General features: G+C 66.7%; 12 protein-coding genes and 3 pseudogenes. 7 read left to right on the top strand and 8 right to left on the bottom strand.

The genetic code is table 11. The annotated features are described in order from the left end of the window. The first annotated feature begins 90 nt into the window (after positions 1-90). Both LRS12_RS02990 and LRS12_RS02985 read left to right on the top strand, forming a co-directional pair. Positions 91-2366: pseudogene (locus tag LRS12_RS02990) on the top strand (glycosyltransferase). A 35-nt stretch (positions 2367-2401) separates the two neighbouring features. Continuing rightward, positions 2402-3682, top strand: coding sequence for a glycoside hydrolase family 130 protein (locus LRS12_RS02985; RefSeq protein WP_257843252.1), 1281 nt, complete (start codon positions 2402-2404; stop codon positions 3680-3682). 9 nt (positions 3683-3691) lie between these two features. On the opposite strand, the gene LRS12_RS02980 is transcribed toward LRS12_RS02985, so the two are convergent. The 4 genes and pseudogenes from LRS12_RS02980 to hflK all read right to left on the bottom strand — a co-directional run bounded on the left by LRS12_RS02980 (position 3692) and on the right by hflK (position 9137). After that, positions 3692-5353, bottom strand: a complete 1662-nt coding sequence (locus LRS12_RS02980) for a DUF853 domain-containing protein (RefSeq protein ID WP_257843251.1) — start codon at positions 5351-5353, stop codon at positions 3692-3694. A gap of 62 nt (positions 5354-5415) precedes the next feature. Further along, positions 5416-6934: pseudogene (locus LRS12_RS02975) on the bottom strand (Do family serine endopeptidase). A 165-nt stretch (positions 6935-7099) separates the two neighbouring features. After that, positions 7100-7903: a protease modulator HflC gene (gene hflC, locus LRS12_RS02970; protein ID WP_257843250.1), complete on the bottom strand. Its 804-nt coding sequence runs from the start codon at positions 7901-7903 to the stop codon at positions 7100-7102. 55 nt (positions 7904-7958) lie between these two features. Then, positions 7959-9137, bottom strand: coding sequence for a protease modulator HflK (hflK, locus tag LRS12_RS02965; protein WP_257843249.1), 1179 nt, complete (start codon positions 9135-9137; stop codon positions 7959-7961). Between the two features lie 71 nt (positions 9138-9208). On the opposite strand from hflK, the gene LRS12_RS02960 reads away from it, so the two are divergent. Next, positions 9209-10171, top strand: coding sequence for an Mrp/NBP35 family ATP-binding protein (locus tag LRS12_RS02960; RefSeq protein ID WP_257843248.1), 963 nt, complete (start codon positions 9209-9211; stop codon positions 10169-10171). A 3-nt stretch (positions 10172-10174) separates the two neighbouring features. Beyond that, positions 10175-10615 (top strand): CoA-binding protein, encoded by a 441-nt coding sequence (locus LRS12_RS02955; protein ID WP_257843247.1) that lies wholly within the window; start codon positions 10175-10177, stop codon positions 10613-10615. Here LRS12_RS02955 and LRS12_RS02950 read toward each other — a convergent pair. The 4 genes and pseudogenes from LRS12_RS02950 to LRS12_RS02935 form a co-directional block, all read right to left on the bottom strand. Further along, a complete protein-coding gene (locus LRS12_RS02950; RefSeq protein ID WP_257843245.1) occupies positions 10580-11734 on the bottom strand; it encodes an aminotransferase class V-fold PLP-dependent enzyme in 1155 nt (384 codons plus the stop codon). The two genes, LRS12_RS02955 and LRS12_RS02950, sit on opposite strands and share 36 nt — an antisense overlap. Further along, a complete protein-coding gene (locus tag LRS12_RS02945) occupies positions 11731-12495 on the bottom strand; it encodes a tryptophan 2,3-dioxygenase (RefSeq protein WP_257843244.1) in 765 nt (254 codons plus the stop codon). Before LRS12_RS02945 ends, LRS12_RS02950 begins: the two co-directional genes overlap by 4 nt. Positions 12496-12652: 157 nt before the next feature. Next, positions 12653-13457 (bottom strand): annotated as a pseudogene (gene dapD, locus LRS12_RS02940) (2,3,4,5-tetrahydropyridine-2,6-dicarboxylate N-succinyltransferase). Further along, a complete protein-coding gene (locus LRS12_RS02935) occupies positions 13454-14119 on the bottom strand; it encodes a pyrimidine 5'-nucleotidase (protein WP_257843243.1) in 666 nt (221 codons plus the stop codon). Before LRS12_RS02935 ends, dapD begins: the two are co-directional and overlap by 4 nt. Before the next feature lie 118 nt (positions 14120-14237). Here LRS12_RS02935 and LRS12_RS02930 point away from each other — a divergent pair, with 118 nt between their 5' ends. From LRS12_RS02930 to LRS12_RS02920, 3 genes are read left to right on the top strand one after another with little or no spacing between them, the layout of a single operon-like run. Beyond that, on the top strand, positions 14238-15938 hold the full coding sequence (locus LRS12_RS02930) for a S8 family peptidase (RefSeq protein ID WP_257843242.1): 1701 nt from the start codon (positions 14238-14240) through the stop codon (positions 15936-15938). Further along, positions 15838-16647: a hypothetical protein gene (locus LRS12_RS02925; RefSeq protein WP_257843241.1), complete on the top strand. Its 810-nt coding sequence runs from the start codon at positions 15838-15840 to the stop codon at positions 16645-16647. The genes LRS12_RS02930 and LRS12_RS02925 overlap by 101 nt, the downstream gene beginning before the upstream one ends. Continuing rightward, positions 16607-17602: an LLM class flavin-dependent oxidoreductase gene (locus LRS12_RS02920; RefSeq protein ID WP_257843240.1), complete on the top strand. Its 996-nt coding sequence runs from the start codon at positions 16607-16609 to the stop codon at positions 17600-17602. The genes LRS12_RS02925 and LRS12_RS02920 overlap by 41 nt, the downstream gene beginning before the upstream one ends. The last annotated feature ends 17 nt before the right edge of the window (positions 17603-17619 follow it).

Below are 17619 nucleotides of genomic sequence, written 5' to 3'. Positions count from 1 at the left end.
ATGGTTGCAACCATAATGTCACGATAACGTTTGGAGATTGCTTGCCCGGCATTCGGGCTAACCCATGTTGCTGTTGCGAAGGATGTCGGGATGACGCGAACGTCGCCGTTGCCTGATCGGGTCGATCATATTGCGCTGGTCGGCAATTTCCTGCCCCGCAAGTGCGGGCTCGCGACCTTCACGACGGATTGTTACCAGGCGCTGCGTACGCGCTTCCCGGATATGCGGGTCGATGTCTACGCAATGGACGACAGGCCCGGGGCCTATGCCTTCCCACCCGCCGTCACTGCGACGATCCCGCAGGACGACCGTGCCGCCTATCTCGACGCTGCGCGCGCCATCGATGCCTCGGGCGCGCAGGCGATCTGGGTCCAGCATGAATATGGCATCTATGGCGGATCGGCGGGCGAGCATCTGATCGCGCTGCTCGACCGCACCGGCCTTCCTGTTATCGCGACGCTGCACACGGTGCTCGAAGCGCCCAATTCCGACGAGCGCCGGGTGATGGAAGCGCTGCTGCGTCGCGCCGCGCGCGTGATCGTGATGGCGGAGAAGGGGCGCGACATTCTTCGCCGCGCGCATGGCGTCGATCCGCGCAAAGTCGTGGTGATCCCCCACGGGGTGCCAGACCGCGCTTATGTCGATCCCGATTCAATGAAGAGCCGCTTCGGCTGGGACGGGCGCCAGGTCATCCTGACGTTCGGCCTGCTCGCCCCCAGCAAGGGGATCGAGACGGTGATCGAGGCGCTCCCGCAAGTCGCGGCGAAGCATCCTGACGCGCTCTATGTGATTCTCGGCGCGACCCACCCCAATCTGGTGGCGCATGAGGGCGAGGCGTATCGCGACCGGCTCCATGCGCTGGCCGCGCAATTGGGGGTCGAACGGCACATCGCCTTCGTCAACGCCTTTGTCGACCAGGACGAACTGCTCGATTATCTTCAGGCGGCGGACATTTACGCGACGCCCTATCCCAACCCGGCGCAGATCACGTCGGGGACGCTGTCCTATGCCGTGGCGATGGGCAAGCCGGTGGTGTCGACCCCCTATGTCCATGCCACAGAGATCCTCGCCGACAATCATGGTGTGCTGGTCCCGTTCGGCGACAGCAGCGCGTTCGCGGAAGCGATCGGTGCACTGCTCGACGACGGCGATGCGCGCGCGGAAATGGCGCGCCGCGCCTATGCGCGCGGGCGGACGATGATCTGGCCGCGGATCGCGGAGGCAGTAGCGACCCTGATCGATGCGGTGCGAGACACGCGCCCGCCGCGCCTTGTGGTGAATCCGACGTCGCGCGCGACCGTGCTGGCGGGCGATTTCCGCGCGGTCGAGCGGATGAGCGATGCGACGGGGATGCTCCAGCATTCGATCTATGCCGTGCCCGACCGGCGTCACGGCTACTGCATCGACGACAATGCCCGCGCGCTGATCCTGATGCATCGCATCGACCCGATCGACGCGAGCGAGCGCGACCGCTGGACCAGCATCTATGCCGCGTTCGTGCAATTTGCGTGGAACCCCGATGCACGCCGCTTCCGCAATTTCATGCGATTCGACCGCAGCTGGTGCGAGGACGAGGGATCGGAGGATTCGAACGGTCGCACGCTGTGGGCGCTTGGCGTCACCGCTGCTGAGGCGCGCGACGTCAAATATCGCGACTGGGCGCGGGTGCTGTTCGACCAGACCGCGTCGATCGCGTTCGATTTCGGCAGCCCGCGCGCCCGCGCCTTTGCGATGCTGGGTGCCGCCGCGATGCTTGACGCGCATCCGGGGCATGCATTGTCGCGGACGCTGCTCGAACGCTTTGGCGAAGAGCTGGTCAGCCTGCTCGACGCCGCGCGCCGGCCCGAATGGGAATGGTTCGAGATCGTCCTCGCCTATGACAATGCCCGACTCCCTGAGGCGCTGATCCGTGCCGGACGCGCGCTCGACCGACCCGATTTCGTTGCGTGCGGCCTGTCGACGCTGAGCTGGATCGTCGGGCAGCAGACCTCGCCCGAGGGCGCTTCCGCGCGGTTGGCACGGAGAGCTTCGGGCGCGCCTATGCCGATCCGATGCCATTCGACCAGCAGCCGCTGGAGGCACAGGCGACGATCGATGCCTGCGCCGCTGCGTTCGACGCGAAGGGTGAAGCGCGCTGGGTGGATGAGGCGCATCGCGCCTATCGCTGGTATCTCGGTCAGAACGACCTCGACCTGCCGCTCGCCAGCGCTGCGGATGGCGGCTGTTTCGATGGGCTGACCCCGCACGGGCTCAACCGCAACCAAGGTGCCGAATCGATCCTGGCACTCCAACTGGCGAATTGCGCCATTTCCGCCCTTTCGCGTCGCGCGCAATTCGTGGCAGACCCGGGAAAAGCCGTCGCTTAGTCATGGCGACCGCGCTGAAGAGTCCGGGGGGACGCATGCTCGACCTGTATCATCATCCGCTGCGGCTTCACGCCGACCCCTCGCGGGTGGTGGTGCGTCCGTTTCACATCGGCTGGCAGTCGACCAATGGCGCGCCGTCGCGGACCGAGCGGCTGGTGCGTGCGGTGCTCGACATGTCGCCGGGCGAGGCGCGCGCGCAGCTCGAGACAGTGCTCAAGGATTTCGAGGCGCGCCACTGGCAGACGCGGCGCGTGTTCATGACCCGCTATGACGAGATCGAGGTACAGTTGGGCCTCGACGGCGCGAGCATTGGCGACGAGAAACGCCAGCTGATCGGTGCCTATTTCTGCCACGAGTACAGCTATGCCGCCGCCGCGCTGATGAACCCGAGCGCGGTGCCACATTACGACCAGTCGGGAATGCCCAGGGGCAGCCTGCGCATCCTGATGAGCCTGCGTGCGGTGGGGGAGGGGCATATCTCCTCGGTCGCGTTTCGCGAGGGGATTATCACCGACAAGAACGAGCTGACGCTCGCGCCCGAACCGCCCTTCGCGACCTCTGCCGACGCCCATGAGGCGGAGGAGCGCGCGCCGGAGGGGCCGGTCAAGGTCTATCGCCACCGCGATTCGACGCTGTCGGGGACGCTGCTGTTCCCGATCACCCGCGCCCAGTCCAACGGGCTGGAAGATATGCGCCTGACGCGCTTCACCCATGACGACGGAAGCGACGAGTGGCTGGGGACCTACACCGCCTATAACGGGTCGCAGATCCAGTCGGAGATGCTGCGCACCCGCGACTGGCGCGAGTTCGATCTGGTCCCGATGACCGGCAGCGCCGCGCGCAACAAGGGCATGGGTCTGTTCCCCCGCAAGGTCGGCGGCAAGTACATGATGATCGGGCGACAGGATGGGGAAAATATCTTCCTGATCGAATCCGATCGCCTGACCCATTGGGACGAAGGGGTGAAGCTGATCACCCCCAAATTCCCGTGGGAACTGGTTCAGATGGGCAATTGCGGCCCGCCGATCGAGCTGGACGAGGGCTGGCTGATGCTGACCCATGGGGTCGGGGCGATGCGCAAATATTCGATCGGCGCGGCGTTGCTCGACAAGGATGATCCGTCGAAGGTCATCGGTCGCACCAGCGAGCCGATCCTGGCGGCGGCGAGCGAGGACCGCGAGGGCTATGTTCCCAATGTCGTCTATTCGTGCGGCGCGCTCCGCCATGGGGATTCTATCTTCATCCCCTATGGTGTCGCCGACAGCTCGGTTGCCTTCGCCTTCGTGTCGATCAAGTCGTTGCTGGCGGTGATGTAGGGGGCGGGTTCACCGCCCCTTGAACAAGCCGCCGAGAATCCCGCGCACGATCCCGCCGACGACGCTGGCGCCGACGCCGGATTTCTTGCCGAAGATCGCCTTTGATACCTCGCCCGCGACTGCGCGACCGGCGGCAGTCGAGGCGGACTGGGTCGCGGATTTGACTGCGCGATTCCATGGATTGTTCGCGGCCTCGCGCTCGGCCTTGCGTTTCGCCGCTTCCTCCAGCCGCGACTGACGGTCGGCTTCGCGCTGTGCAGCGAGGCGCTGGCGCTCCGCTTCCTTGGCGGCGCGTGCCTCTTCCTTGGCTTGGGCGAGCGCAGCCTTTTCGGCCGCGTCCTGCGCCTTGGCTTCGGCAGCGGCGGCGGAGGCTTCGGTCGCCTTGGCGGTCAGCAGTTCTTCGGCGGACTCGCGGTCGACCAGTGCGTCATATTTCGCGCCGACCAGATCGGTCTCGATCAGGATCTTGCGCTCCTCCGGCGTGACCGGCCCGACGCGACCGCGTGGCGGCTTGATCAGCGTTCGCTGGACCGGAGAGGGCGCGCCGTCGGCCATCAGCACCGACACCAGCGCCTCACCGACCTTGAGTTCGGTGATCGCGGTTTCGACATTGAGGTCGGGGTTGGCGCGGAAGGTTTCAGCGGCGGCCCGAATCGCCTTCTGCTCGCGCGGGGTGAAGGCGCGCAGCGCGTGCTGGACGCGGTTGCCGAGCTGGCCGGCGACGTCCTCGGGGATGTCGATCGGGTTCTGGGTCACGAAATAGACGCCGACGCCCTTCGACCGGATCAGGCGAACGACCTGTTCGACCTTGTCGAGCAGCGCCTTTGGTGCCTCCTCGAACAGCAGGTGCGCCTCGTCGAAGAAGAAGACGAGCTTGGGCTTGTCGGGATCGCCGACCTCGGGGAGCGATTCGAACAGCTCGGACAGCAGCCACAGCAGGAAGGTGGCGTAGAGCCGGGGCGAGGCCATCAGCTTGTCGGCGGCGAGGATGTTGACCACGCCATGGCCATTGTCGTCGGTCTTGATGAAATCCTGAATCGACAGTGCCGGTTCGCCGAAGAAATGTTCGCCGCCCTGGCTGCGCAGCTGGAGTAATTGCCGCTGGATCGCGCCGACGCTGGTTTTGGCGACATTGCCGTAGCGCGCGCTCAGTTCATCCGCCCGCTCGCTGCATGCGGCGAGCATTGCCTGAAGGTCGTCGAGGTCGAGCAACAACAACTCGTCATCGTCCGCGACCTGAAAAGCGATGGCGAGCACGCCTTCCTGCGTGTCGTTGAGCCCGAGCAGCCGCCCGAGCAGCAGCGGCCCCATTTCGGAGACCGTGGTGCGGACGGGGTGCCCCTGCTCGCCGAACAGATCCCAGAATTGCACTGGCGCTGCGGCATATTGCCAGTCGGTATAGCCGATTTCCACGGCGCGCTTGGTGAACGGCTCGTGGGTCTTCGCGGTCGGCGATCCGGCCATCGCCATACCCGAAAGATCGCCCTTTACATCCGCGGCAAACACCGGAACGCCTGCGCGGCTGAAGCTTTCGGCGAGGCCCTGAAGCGTGACCGTCTTGCCGGTGCCGGTCGCGCCCGCGACAAGGCCATGCCGGTTGGCGCGCTTGAGGACCAGCGCCTGACGTTCGCCCCCGCCCAGACCAATGAACAGATCGCTCTCGTCCGACATGCTGCGCTCCCGATGATCAGAAGCGCAGCATTAGGGAGAATGCGTGCCGAGGCCAGCCCCTATCAGCGGGCGAATGCGACCGCGCGATAGGTGCCGACGCCGCCGCGCGCCATGATGTAGAGCACGACCGAGTCCGCGCCCGATGCCTTGGCCGCGTTGACCAGGCGGGCGAAGTCCGCCGGCGTCTCGATCGGTTGACGGTTAACAGAGGTGATGACGAGGCCGCGTGTCAGCTGCTTCTGTGCGGCGTCGCTCGCCGGGTCGACTCCGACGATGACGACGCCCTTGGTTGCCGGATCGACGCCAATGGTGCGCGCAATCTGCGGGGTCAGCGCGGTCACGCTGACGCCGAGCGAAGCGGGGCCGGCCTGGGTTGCGTCGTCGCCACCGGGCGCGCCTTCATCGGCATCCGGATCGAAGCCACCGATCTGCTCCTCGGGCGGGCGCTTGCCGACGGTCACCTGCACCGTCATCGGCTTGCCGTCGCGGATCAGTTCGACCGGGATGCGCGTGCCCGGCGCAACGCGCGCGGCGAGGTAGGACAGGGTCTGGTCGGGGGTGACGTCCTTCCCGTCGATCTTGACGATAATGTCGCCCTGCTTGATCCCGGCCTTGGCCGCAGCCTCGCCCGGTTCGACCCGGCTGATCAGCTCGCCCTTGCCCTTGGGCACGCCGAATGACTTGGCGAGATCGTCGGTCAGCGGCTGGATGCCGACGCCGAGATAGCCGCGCTCGACGCTGCTGCCCTTCATCAGCGTTTCGATAATCGCCTTTGCCTCTGACGAGGGGATTGCGAAACCGATGCCGACATTGCCGCCGGTCGGCGACAGGATCTGCGAATTGATCCCGATGACGTTGCCGCTGAGGTCGAACAGCGGACCGCCGGAATTGCCGCGGTTGATCGACGCGTCCGTCTGGATGAAGCGGTCGAGCGGGCCGCCCTGGCCGGTCGCGCGATGCAGCGCCGAGATGATGCCCGCAGTCACCGAACCGCCCAGCCCATAGGGGTTGCCGATCGCGATCACCCAGTCGCCGACGCGCGACTGGTTCGAATCGCCGAGACGGACGAAGGGCAGGTTCGCGCCCTCGATCTTGAGCACGGCGAGATCGGTGGCGGGATCGCGGCCGATCAGCTTGGCGGTATATTCGCGGCGATCGGCCAGCGTCACCTTGATCGTTTCGACCACTGCGCCGCGCTGGCCCGCCGAAATCACATGGTTGTTGGTGACGACATAGCCATCGGCCGAGATGAGGAAGCCCGAGCCGAGCGATTCGGCCTGACGCGTCACCGGTCGGCCGCCGCCGCCCTGCTGGCCGCCGAACAGGTCACCGAACGGCGTGCCCGCGAACGGATTGGCCTGGACCTGCACCCGCTGCGTGGTGGAGATGTTCACCACCGCAGGCTGGAGCTTTGCCACCATGTCGGCAAAGCTCATCGGCGCGCTCGGCGCGCGGCGCCGATGCCTGAATTGCGCCCGGCTCATTCTGTGCTGTCTGGGCACCGGCTGGGTTCTGGAGCACCAGCGCAGCGCTCGCGCCGCCGATCAGGAGCGCGGAGGTGATCGCATAGGCATAGCGCACTTGAGTGGTTCCTTTGGTCATCTGGCCCTTGGAGTTGCGGCCCTTGCCGGGCGAAGTTTCGGTCATCGGTGTATTACTCGCCTGAGATAGCTGAACGGCGATTGAATATGAACGAACCGACAGCCGTTGGGGTCCGGTTGGTTCCTGACACGTGGTGACCAGAGCCTAACGGCCCTGGCCCCGGAATTCGCGCAGATAGTCATTGTCCGGCGAGAGAATGATCGACGTCTCGCCCATCGGATCACGGCCATTGCCGAGAAAGGTGGTGCGATAGGACTGCATCGCGCGCCAGAAATCGTAGAATTGCGGATCCTTGTTGAACGCGGCCGCATAGATTTCCGCCGCTTTCGCATCGGCTTCGGCGCGGATGATCGTCGCGTCCTTCTGGCCGTTGGCGCGGATCGTCGTCGCTTCCTGCTGGCGCGCGGTCGCCATGCGGTTGAGGGCGGATTGCAGCGGGCTACCCTCGGGCAGGTTGGCCTGCTTGATCCGGACGTCGACGATCTCGACGCCATATTGGCTGGCATAGCGCTGCAGGCCGGCCTGGATGTTGTCCATCACCGCCGTGCGCTCGGGGCTGAGCAGCGACGCGAAGGTGCGCTTGCCGAGTTCGGCGCGCAGCGCGGACCCGAACAACGGCTGGAGCTGGTCGGCGACGCGACGCTCGGTCCCTGCCGTCACCACCATGCGCAGCGGATCGACGACGCGGAAGCGGGCAAAGGCATCGACTTCCAGCCGCAGCTGATCGGTCGACAACACCGGCTGGTTCTCCAGCTCGATGTCGAGCACGCGCTTGTCGACCCAAACCACGCGCTGAACGAACGGCACCTTGACCTTGATGCCGGCGCCAGTGCTGCGACCGAATTGCTCGCCTGGCTGATATTTGTTGATCGTGCGGACCGGCTGCTCGAGCTGAAGGATCACCGCCTGCTTGGTCTCGTCGACGATGAAAACGGTGTTGAGCAGCACGAAGAGCAGCGCGAGGGCGAGCCCCCGAACAGGACGGGGCGGGTGAGGATCGAGTTCACTGTGCGCCTCCCTGTTGCTGGGCTTGCTGGGCAGGTTGCGCCTGCTGGCCTTGCTGAACCTGTGGCTGTGCGGGATTGCCGCGCGCCGCCGGGAGCGGAAGATAGGGGGTCACGCCGCGCGTCTCGATCACGGTCTTGTTCGACTTGGCCAGCACCGCTTCCATCGTCTCGTAATAGAGTCGACGGCGGGTAACCTCGGGGGCGAGCTTGTACTGCTCGTAAATCTTGTCGAACTCGGTCGCGGCACCCTGCGCGCCCGCGAGCACCTGCTGGGCATAGGCGCGTGCCTGGTTGCGGTCGCCTTCTGCGGCTTGCTGCGCGGCAGTGACCTGCTTGAATGCCTCATCCACCGCAGCCGGGGCCGAGGCGTTCTTGATCGAAACGCCGCGAACGCGGACGCCGGAATTATACTCGTCGAGGATCGTCTGCATCGTCTGCTGTACCCGCGCCTCGATCACCGTGCGACCCGGACCGATCGCGTCGTTGAGCGTGACCCCGGCGACCGCCGCACGCATCGCGCTTTCCGCCGTCGCACGCACGGTCGTCGTGGGCTCGGCGATCTGGAAGACGAAATCCTCCGGATTGGCGATGTCCCAGCGGACCGCATAGGCGAGGTCGACGATATTCTGATCCTGGGTCAGCATCAGATTCTCGCCGCTGCCCTGCGGGAAATCCTCATTGGTGATCTTCTGGACATTGACCTTGTCGACCGTCGCGATGGGTGCGGGCAGGGTCATGGCAATGCCTGGCTCCATCGTGTGGGAGTAGCGACCGAGCAACTTCACCACGCCGCGCTGTTCCGGGGTGATGACATGGACGCTGGTAAAGGCGATCCAGGCGAGCACGAGCAGCCCGATCGCGATCAGCACGACCGGCCGGCCGGGCATGCCGGTGGGCAGGCCACCACGGCCCCCGCCTCCGCCGCCGCCCTTGCGCGCGCGCTTCAGGAAATCGTCGAGGCTGCTGACATTGGACTTGCCGCCACGCTTGCCCTCGGGCGGGAATGCCCAGGGATTGCGCGGCCCGCCGCCGTTACCGCCCGAGCCGGCATCGCCGCCCTTGCCGTCGTCGTCGCCGCTCCCGCCGCTGCCACCGCCCCACGGGCCCTTGTTCTCGTTCCACAGCACTCCGCCGACTCCGGCAGCGCGCGCGATCCAGCCTTTCAGTCTCGCCATACCGGTCTTTATAGGGACCGCGCGGCGGATTTACAGTGGCACTAGTCGAAAGCCGTCCTATGTCGCGCGGCATGACCGATCAGACCGAACTTCAGGCCCTCCTCGCCCCCATCGCCGCTGGCCGCGCCACGGTGCGCGTCGAGGGGGCACGCGCCAGCATCATCCTCGACGTCACCGGGCTGCCAGACGCGGCGCAGGATGCGCTGGAGGCCGATCTGCGCGCCGTTGCGATGGTGCCGGGGATCGACGAAGTGCGAATCGCCCGCACGGCGCAGCGCGTCAGTCGACGCCTGATCGCGGTGGCGAGCGGCAAGGGCGGGGTGGGGAAATCCACCGTCTCGGCCAATCTCGCCATCGCGCTGGGACGTGCCGGGCGCAAGGTGGGGCTGGTCGATGCCGATATCTATGGCCCGTCCCAGCCCAAGCTGATGGGGGTCGAGGGTCGCAAGCCGGTCGCGCACGACAAGAAGCTGGTGCCGCTCGCGACCGCGTTCGGCGTGCCGATGCTGTCGATGGGCGGGCTGGTCGAGGAGGGGCAGGCAATCGCGTGGCGCGGGCCGATGGCGGCGGGGGCGCTGACCCAGCTGGTCGATGCCAATTGGGGCGCGGCGGACACGTTGGTGCTCGATCTGCCTCCGGGCACCGGCGACGTGCAGCTGACGATGATCCAGAAGCATCGACCAGCGGGTGCGGTGATCGTCTCGACCCCACAGGATCTGGCGCTGATCGACGCGACCCGGGCGATCGACCTGTTCGCCAAGGCGGGCATCCCGGTGATCGGGATCGTCGAGAATATGGCGGGCTATGCCTGTCCGCATTGCGGCGAGGTATCGGACCCGTTCGGCAAGGGCGGGGCGGAGGCTGCGGCGGAACGGCTGGGCGTGCCGTTTCTGGGGCGCATCCCGCTCGATATCGCGATTCGCACCGCGTCCGACGCTGGCACCCCGCCGGCTGCGGGGAACGGGGTCGAGGGCGCGGCGTTTGCTGAGATGGCCGGGAAGGTGCTTTCCTGGCTGGAGACGCAGAAAGGCTGAGCCATGCCGCTGACCGATGATGCCGACATCAAGGCGCTGCTCGAAGGGGCGCGGACCATCGCACTGGTCGGGGCGAGCGACCGGCACGACCGGCCAAGCTTTCGGGTGATGGCGATGCTGCAGGAGCATGGCTATCGCGTCATTCCGGTCAATCCGCAGATCACCGGTGAGCATCTTCATGGCGAGTTCGTGTTTCGCGAGCTCGCGCAAATCGGCGAGCCGATCGACATCGTCGATATCTTCCGCCGCCCGATCGCGGCTGGCGAGGCGGTGGATGAGGCGATTGCGGTCGGGGCGAAGGCGGTGTGGATGCAGCTGGGCGTCATCAACGACGAGGCGGCAGCGCGGGCCGAGGCGGCGGGGCTGACGGTGGTGATGGACCGCTGTCCGGCGATCGACATCCCTCGGCTAGGCGTCTCCAAGATCGTTCAGGGCGCCGACTAGCCGGTCGACATCGCGCTCGTCGTGGTAGAGGCCGAAGCCGATCCGCAGCACATCGCCGCGCACATCGGTGACGATATCCTGCTCCATCAGCGCGGCTTTCCATGCTGCGGCTCGCGGCGAGCGGAAGGCGAGAAAACGCGCGCGCGGGTCAGTGCCGGGGTTGAGCAGCTCTGCATCGGCGAGCGGGGTGCCGTTCAGTCCGGCAAGAAGCTGTTCGCGGAGCGGGGCGACATGGGCGTTAATCGCGGCGGTGGTCAGCCCTTCCTCGCGCAGCATGTCGCGGACGGCGACCAGCCGGTAGAGGCCGCTGGGGTCGAAGGTCGATCCCATGAATCGCATCGCATCGGCGGCATAGCCGATTTGCCCGGGCGGCGGGGCTTCGAGGTCGGCGAATTCGGCATACCAGCCCGTAATCTCCGGCCGCGCGCCGAAGCTGGGCGGGCAGTGGAGAAAGGCGACGCCTTCGCCCGCCATGGCGTATTTATAGCCCCCGGCGACGTAGAAGATGCGGTCCGCGACCGCCGACAGGTTGTTCTCGATCGCCATGAAGCCGTGATAGCCGTCAACCACCACCCATGGGCCATCGGGGCGAGCGAGTGCGGCGAGATCGGCGATGGCGTCGAACACCGCGCCGGTTTCGAACATCACCTGGCTGACGAAGATCAGGTCGTGGTCGCCGCTGTGGGCCGCCGCGACGAAACGCGCGTCGAAATCGGGACCGCGCTCGACGGTGTTGAGGGTGATCCGCCCGCTTTCGATCCAGCGTTGCGACTGGCGGCGAAAGCTGTGGAATTCGCCGTCGCTGGCGAGGACGCGGAGCGGGCGTTCGGCGCGGGCGGAGACGATGCGCAGGATCAGGTCGTGCGTGTTTCCGGCGAACACCACCGACGCCGGGTCGGGTAGCGCCAACTCGGCGGCGACATGGGCCTGGGCTGCGGGCCAGATCTCGCCCATGACCCGGTCCCATTTGCGGTCGGCGAGGCGCGCCGCGTCCTGCCATGCGGCCTGATGGCCGACGAAGGAGGCGTCGGGCCAAAGGTGGTGGCTGTGCGCGGCGAAGTGCAGCCGATCGGGGGCGGCGGCAATCGAACGCTGGAAGAGGTGTTTGTAGCTGGTCACAGCAGCGTCCGCAGCGACCAGAGTTCGGGAAAGGCGCGCTTGGTCAGCGTCGACTGAAGATAGGACGCGCCCGGCGTGCCGCCGGTGCCGGGCTTCATGCCGATGACGCGGGTGACGGTCAGCACATGCTTGTGCCGCCAGGTGGCGAGCGCGTCGTCGATGTCGACCAGCTTTTCGGCGAGCTGGTACAGCTCCCAATTCGCGCCCGGTTCACGATAGACCTTCGCCCATGCCGCTTCGACTTGCGGATCGGCCTCATAGGGCTTGGCCCAGTCCCGGCTAAGCGCCGCTTCTGGCAGCTCGAACCCGGCACGGGCGAGCGCGGCGTTGGCTTCGTCCCACAAGCTCGGCTGTGCGCCATATAGTTCGGTCAACGGCCCCGGCACCCCGCCGCCGCGTACCCCCAGCAAGGTTTCGACCGCGCGGAACTGGTCCGACTGGAACCCGCTGCTCGACCCCAGGACATCGCGAAAGCGGGTGTAATCGCTCGGCGTCATCGTGGTGAGGATTTCCCAAGACAGCGTCATCACGGCCTGGATCCGGCTGACCCGTGCGAGGCCCTTATACGCTTCCACCAGTCGGTCGCCGCGAACGAGGTCGAGCGCGACCTCCAGCTCGGCGATCATCTGCTTGAGCCAGAGTTCCTTGGTCTGGTGGATGACGATGAACAGCAGCTCGTCATGCTCGTCCGAGATCGGATGCTGCGCGGTCAGCAGCTGGTCGAGCGCAAGGTAGCGCCCATAGGTCATCGGCTCGGTCATGCCGCCGCCCCTCCGACGAAACTGACGACAATGCTGACAAAAAATGCGTGTGTGCGGGCAGTGTCAGCCGGGGCGGGGGGTGGGGTTGGTCGCATGCGATACGGGTTAGCGCATCGCATGCCTTGTAGGAAAATCGTTTCTGCGCCCCGCGTGCCGCTCAATCCCGCAGCAGTTCGTTGATCCCGGTCTTGCTGCGGGTCTGGGCGTCGACGGTCTTCACGATGACCGCGCAGTAGAGGCCCGGTTTGCCATCCTCGGCGGGTAGGGTGCCGGGGACGACGACGGCATAGGGGGGCACTTCGCCGCGATAGATGTGGCCGGTGGCGCGGTCGACGATCTTGGTGCTCGCGCCGAGATAGACGCCCATCGACAGCACCGCGCCCTCGCCGACGCGCACGCCCTCGGCCACTTCGGCGCGCGCGCCGATGAACGCGCCGTCACCGATGATGACCGGGTCGGCCTGAAGCGGTTCGAGCACGCCGCCGATGCCGACGCCGCCCGACAGGTGGACGTTCTTGCCGATCTGCGCGCAGCTGCCGACGGTCGCCCAAGTGTCGACCATCGTGCCCTCACCGACGAACGCGCCGATGTTCACGAAGCTGGGCATCAGCACGACGTTGCGACCGATATGCGCGCCGTGGCGGACGACGCTGCCCGGCACCTGACGGAAGCCGGCGGCGCGGAAGGCGGCATCGTCCCAGCCCGCGGTCTTGAGCGGCACCTTGTCGAAGCCGCCATGGTCGACCGCATTGTCGTTGAGCCGGAAGGACAGGAGTACGGCTTTCTTGAGCCACTGATTGACCTGCCAGCCGCTTGCCGTCGGCTCGGCAACGCGCGCGGCACCGCTGTCTAGCAGGTTCAGCGCCTCGGCCACCGCCTCCCCGCACCGCGCCGGTCGTGGCGAGCGAGATGTTGGCGCGGTCTTCCCAGGCGGCGTCGATCGTGGCGGCGAGGTCGGTCATGATTGCTCCTGAATGGTTTCGAGCCAGTGGCAGATGTCGTGAGTGATGAAATCGATGAAGCTGCGGTCGGCGTCCGGCGCCTGTTCCGAGCCATTGTCGACCCAGACGGTGGTCATCCCGATCGCCTTGGCCGGGGCGAGGTTGCGCGCCATGTCCTCGACGAACAATGCGCGCTTCGGCTCGATGCGGTACGCCTCGCACACGCTGGCATAGGCGTGCGGGTGCGGTTTGGGGTGGTAGCTGCTGGCGTGGACGTCGTGGATCGCTTCGAAATGCTCGCGGATGCCGAGCCGGTCGAGCACTTTTTCGGCATAAGGCGCGTCGGCATTGGTGAAGACCAGCTTGCGCCCCGGCAGCTTCGCAATCGCGGCGGCGAGCGGCGCGTTATGTTCGAGCACGTCCATCTCGATATCGTGGACATCGGCCAGATATTCATAGGGGTCGATGCCGTGGTCGGCCATCAGCCCGGCGAGCGTGGTACCGTGGCTGATGAAATAGTCCTTCTGCACGCGGTGCGCGGTTTCGGGATCGAGGTTCAGCAGCCGAGCGACATAGGCACCGATGCGCGCGTTCATCTGCGGGAACAGGTCGGCGCTGCCCGGATAGAGCGTGTTGTCCAGGTCGAACAACCAGGCGTCGATATGGGCGAGGTCGGGGTGCATGCCCGACCGCCTGTAGGTTCGGTTCGGACGCCCCGCAAGGAGGTGAAACTTGGACGCGCGCGACAATGGCTTGTGAACTATAAGGGGTCATTCTGTCGGTCAGGACAGGGAGAGTAACATGGCGCGTTCGATCGGGATTCGTATCCGGTTCAGCCTCTTGATCTCGACACCGGTGGTTCCGCTGCTTGCGGTCGCGTCGGGGCTGGCGGCGTGCAGCAGCGGCGGCGGCGGACCTAGCCCCGCTCCCCCGGTGACCACGCCCAGTCCGAGTCCGAGTCCGAGCCCCGCTCCCAGCCCAACCCCTACTCCGACGCCGCCGGCCACCAATTTCGATACGAGCGAATATCGCGCGACCGGCGGTGCCGTTTCGATGAACGCGCTCGCCGCCTATAATGCCGGCGGTCGGGGCCAGGGCGTGAAGGTCGGCATCATCGATAGTGGAATCGACCTCGACAGCGCCGAATTTGGCGGTCGGATCGATCCGGCGTCACGCTCGACCGCAGGGTCGCCGAGCGCCGACGACGAAGACGGTCATGGCACGGCGGTGGCTTTCACCGCAGCGGGCCGACGCAATGGCGCGGGCACGCACGGAGTCGCCTTTGAGGCGACGGTGATCGCCCTGAGGGCGGACACGCCGGGAAGCTGTTCGACCACCAGCGGTGACGACGATGGTTGCAGCTTTTCAACCACCGCCATCGCCAGCGCGATCGACGTCGCGACACAGAATGGCGCGCGGGTGATCAACATCTCGCTGGGCGGGGGAAGCGCCACCAACACCTTGAACCAGGCGATCAACCGGGCGACCCAGGCAGGGGTGATCATCGTGATCAGCTCGGGCAATGACGGTGCCGCGCAGCCCGATCCGTTCACTGCTCCTGCGACCAACGACGCGATCTCGCGCGGGCTGGTCATCATCGCCGGATCGGTCGGCGCGTCGGACCAGATGTCGAGCTTTTCGAACCGCGCTGGGACGAGCGCGAACTTCTATCTGTCGGCAGTGGGGGAGCAGGTCAGAGCTCCGGACAACAACAACACGCCCTTTCTGTGGTCGGGGACGTCGTTCTCCGCACCGCAAATCTCGGGCGCTGTCGCGTTGCTCGCATCGGCCTTCCCGAACCTGACCGGAGCCGAGATCGTCGCGTTGCTCTATGCCTCGGCGCGCGACGCGGGGGCGCCGGGTCCGGACGCGGTCTACGGGCGCGGGGTGATGGATTTGACCCGTGCGTTCCAGCCGATCGGGGCGTTGTCGCTTGCCGGATCGCGCGCGCCCGCGTCGGAAGGCGCGAATGCGGCACTGTCGGCGGCAATGGGTGACGCCGCCACCGCCAGCCTCGGCGCGATCGTGCTCGACGGATTCGACCGCGCCTATGCGCTCGATCTTGCCCGCACGATCCAGCGCAGCGGTCCGGCCCGCCGGCTGGACGGTGCATTGCGCGCACGCCACCGCAGTCTGTCTGTCGGGGTCAAGGACATGGCGGTAGCGGTCACGATCGTGCCGGGGCCGGGCGAGACGCGGATCGACCGGATGTCGATCGGTCGCCACGACGCGGAGCGCGCGCGCGCGATCGCCGGCAGCGTCACGGGCCGGCTGGGCGCGCGGACCTCATTCGCGATCGGGGCGTCGGAGCGCGGCAATGCGCTGGCCGCGCGCGTCGGCGGCACGATTCTGCTCCGGCCCGGCATTTCTCGTGGCACCGGAATCGGGCGGTGCGGGATTTGTGAGCGACGTGCACGGCGCGGTGGCGCTGCGCCACATGGTCGGCAGTTTCGGCGTGACGGCAAGCGCGGAGAGCGGCGCGGCGATCAGTCGATCCTATGAAGCGCCGCTGCTCGCCCGGTTCGGGCGCGAGCGTCGCCTAGGCTATGGTCAATGGGCATTGGCGGTCGACCGGACGCTGGGTCCGGTGACGCTTCAGGCGGGGGCGACCCTGTTGGTGGAAGCGGACACGGTGCTGGGTGCGCGTTTCGGCGGCGCGCTGGGTGCGGCGCGGGCGCGATCGACCTTCCTCGACGGCGGCGCGCAGTGGGATCTGGGTGGTGGCTGGCAACTCGGTGGCACCGCACGGCTTGGCTGGACCCACGCCCGTCTGCGCGGCGGGGTGGAGGGGAGCGGGCTGCTGCGTACCAGCGCCTATTCGGTCGATCTGGTGAAGCGCGGGATATTCGACCGGTGGGACCACGCAGGGTTGCGGATTACACAGCCGCTGCGTGTCGCCACCGGCGGGCTCGATCTGCTGCTGCCCAGCAGCTACACCTATGACGGCGAGCAGGTCGACGGATGGAGCGCGCAGCGGCTGAACCTTGCCCCCCACCGGGCGGGAGGTCGACGTCGAATTCGCCTATGGCCGGACGCTGCGGTTCGGCGATGTCAGCGCGAACCTGTTCTATCGCCGCGACCCCGGCAATTTCGCCGTGTTGCCCGACGATCTGGGCGTCGCGATGCGCTTTACCCTTGGGTTCTAGCTTCGCGCACCTATCTGGGCGTGTATGACCGCTTATTCGTTGCTCGACCTCGTCCCGATCCTTGAGGGCGGGTCGGCAAGCCAGTCCTTCGCCAGCGCCGCGGATCTCGCACGCCATGCCGAAGCCGAGGGTTACTCTCGCTACTGGGTGGCGGAGCATCATGGCATGGCGGGGATCGCGAGTGCGGCGACGGCGGTGGTGATCGCGCATGTCGGCGCGGCAACCTCGACGATCCGCGTCGGCGCGGGTGGGATCATGCTGCCCAACCATGCGCCTTTGGTGATCGCCGAACAGTTCGGCACGCTCGACGCGCTGTTTCCGGGGCGGATCGACCTGGGGCTGGGGCGTGCGCCGGGGAGCGATATGACCGTGGCGCGGGCGCTGCGGCGGACGCTGGAGAGCAGCCCGGACGGGTTCCCGCGCGACGTGATGGAGCTGCAAAGCTATTTCGCCGATGACGGGCAGACCGGTATCCGCGCGGTGCCGGGCGGGGGCGCGAAGCCGCAGCTGTGGATTTTGGGGTCGAGCCTCTATGGCGCCCAGCTCGCTGCGGCACTGGGGTTGCCCTATGCATTCGCCTCGCACTTCGCGCCAAGCGCGCTCGACGAGGCGCTGGATGTCTATCGCCGTCAGTTCCGCCCCTCGGCGGTACTCGACAAGCCCTATGCGATGGCCGGGTTCAACGTGTTCGCGGCGGATGATGATGCGGAAGCAAAATTGCTCGCCAGTTCGATGCAGCAGGCGTTCGTCGCGCTGCGGTCCACCGGGACCGGCGTGCCACTGCCGCCGCCGGTGGCGGGCTATCGCGAAGGTCTGCCGCCCCAGGCACGGGCGATGCTTGACCATGTCCTTGAATGCACCGCGATCGGCGGTCCGGAGGCGATCCGCGCGGGGTTGAAGAGCTTTATCGCGCGGACCGGGGTGGAAGAGGTGATGCTGACCAGCTCCATCTTCGATCCCGAAGCGCGCAAGAAGAGCCTGTCGATCGCCGCCGCCGCGATGCGCCATCTGGACGCCTGAATCCCGCCTGAATTGGC

The organism is Sphingomonas sp. J344 (assembly GCF_024700005.1).
Lineage (GTDB): Bacteria > Pseudomonadota > Alphaproteobacteria > Sphingomonadales > Sphingomonadaceae > Sphingomonas.
Note: the sequence above shows the minus strand (reverse complement) of the source record. Positions and strands in the feature narration are given on the sequence as shown.

Excerpts from the sequence above, each read along its gene's own strand:
- LRS12_RS02985 (WP_257843252.1), top strand. The coding sequence starts at position 2,402 with ATGCTCGACCTGTATCATCATCCGCTGCGGCTTCACGCCGACCCCTCG.
- LRS12_RS02980 (WP_257843251.1), bottom strand. The coding sequence starts at position 5,353 with ATGTCGGACGAGAGCGATCTGTTCATTGGTCTGGGCGGGGGCGAACGT.
- hflK (WP_257843249.1), bottom strand. The coding sequence starts at position 9,137 with ATGGCGAGACTGAAAGGCTGGATCGCGCGCGCTGCCGGAGTCGGCGGA.
- LRS12_RS02960 (WP_257843248.1), top strand. The coding sequence starts at position 9,209 with ATGACCGATCAGACCGAACTTCAGGCCCTCCTCGCCCCCATCGCCGCT.
- LRS12_RS02955 (WP_257843247.1), top strand. The coding sequence starts at position 10,175 with ATGCCGCTGACCGATGATGCCGACATCAAGGCGCTGCTCGAAGGGGCG.
- LRS12_RS02945 (WP_257843244.1), bottom strand. The coding sequence starts at position 12,495 with ATGACCGAGCCGATGACCTATGGGCGCTACCTTGCGCTCGACCAGCTG.
- LRS12_RS02935 (WP_257843243.1), bottom strand. The coding sequence starts at position 14,119 with ATGCACCCCGACCTCGCCCATATCGACGCCTGGTTGTTCGACCTGGAC.
- LRS12_RS02930 (WP_257843242.1), top strand. The coding sequence starts at position 14,238 with ATGGCGCGTTCGATCGGGATTCGTATCCGGTTCAGCCTCTTGATCTCG.
- LRS12_RS02920 (WP_257843240.1), top strand. The coding sequence starts at position 16,607 with ATGACCGCTTATTCGTTGCTCGACCTCGTCCCGATCCTTGAGGGCGGG.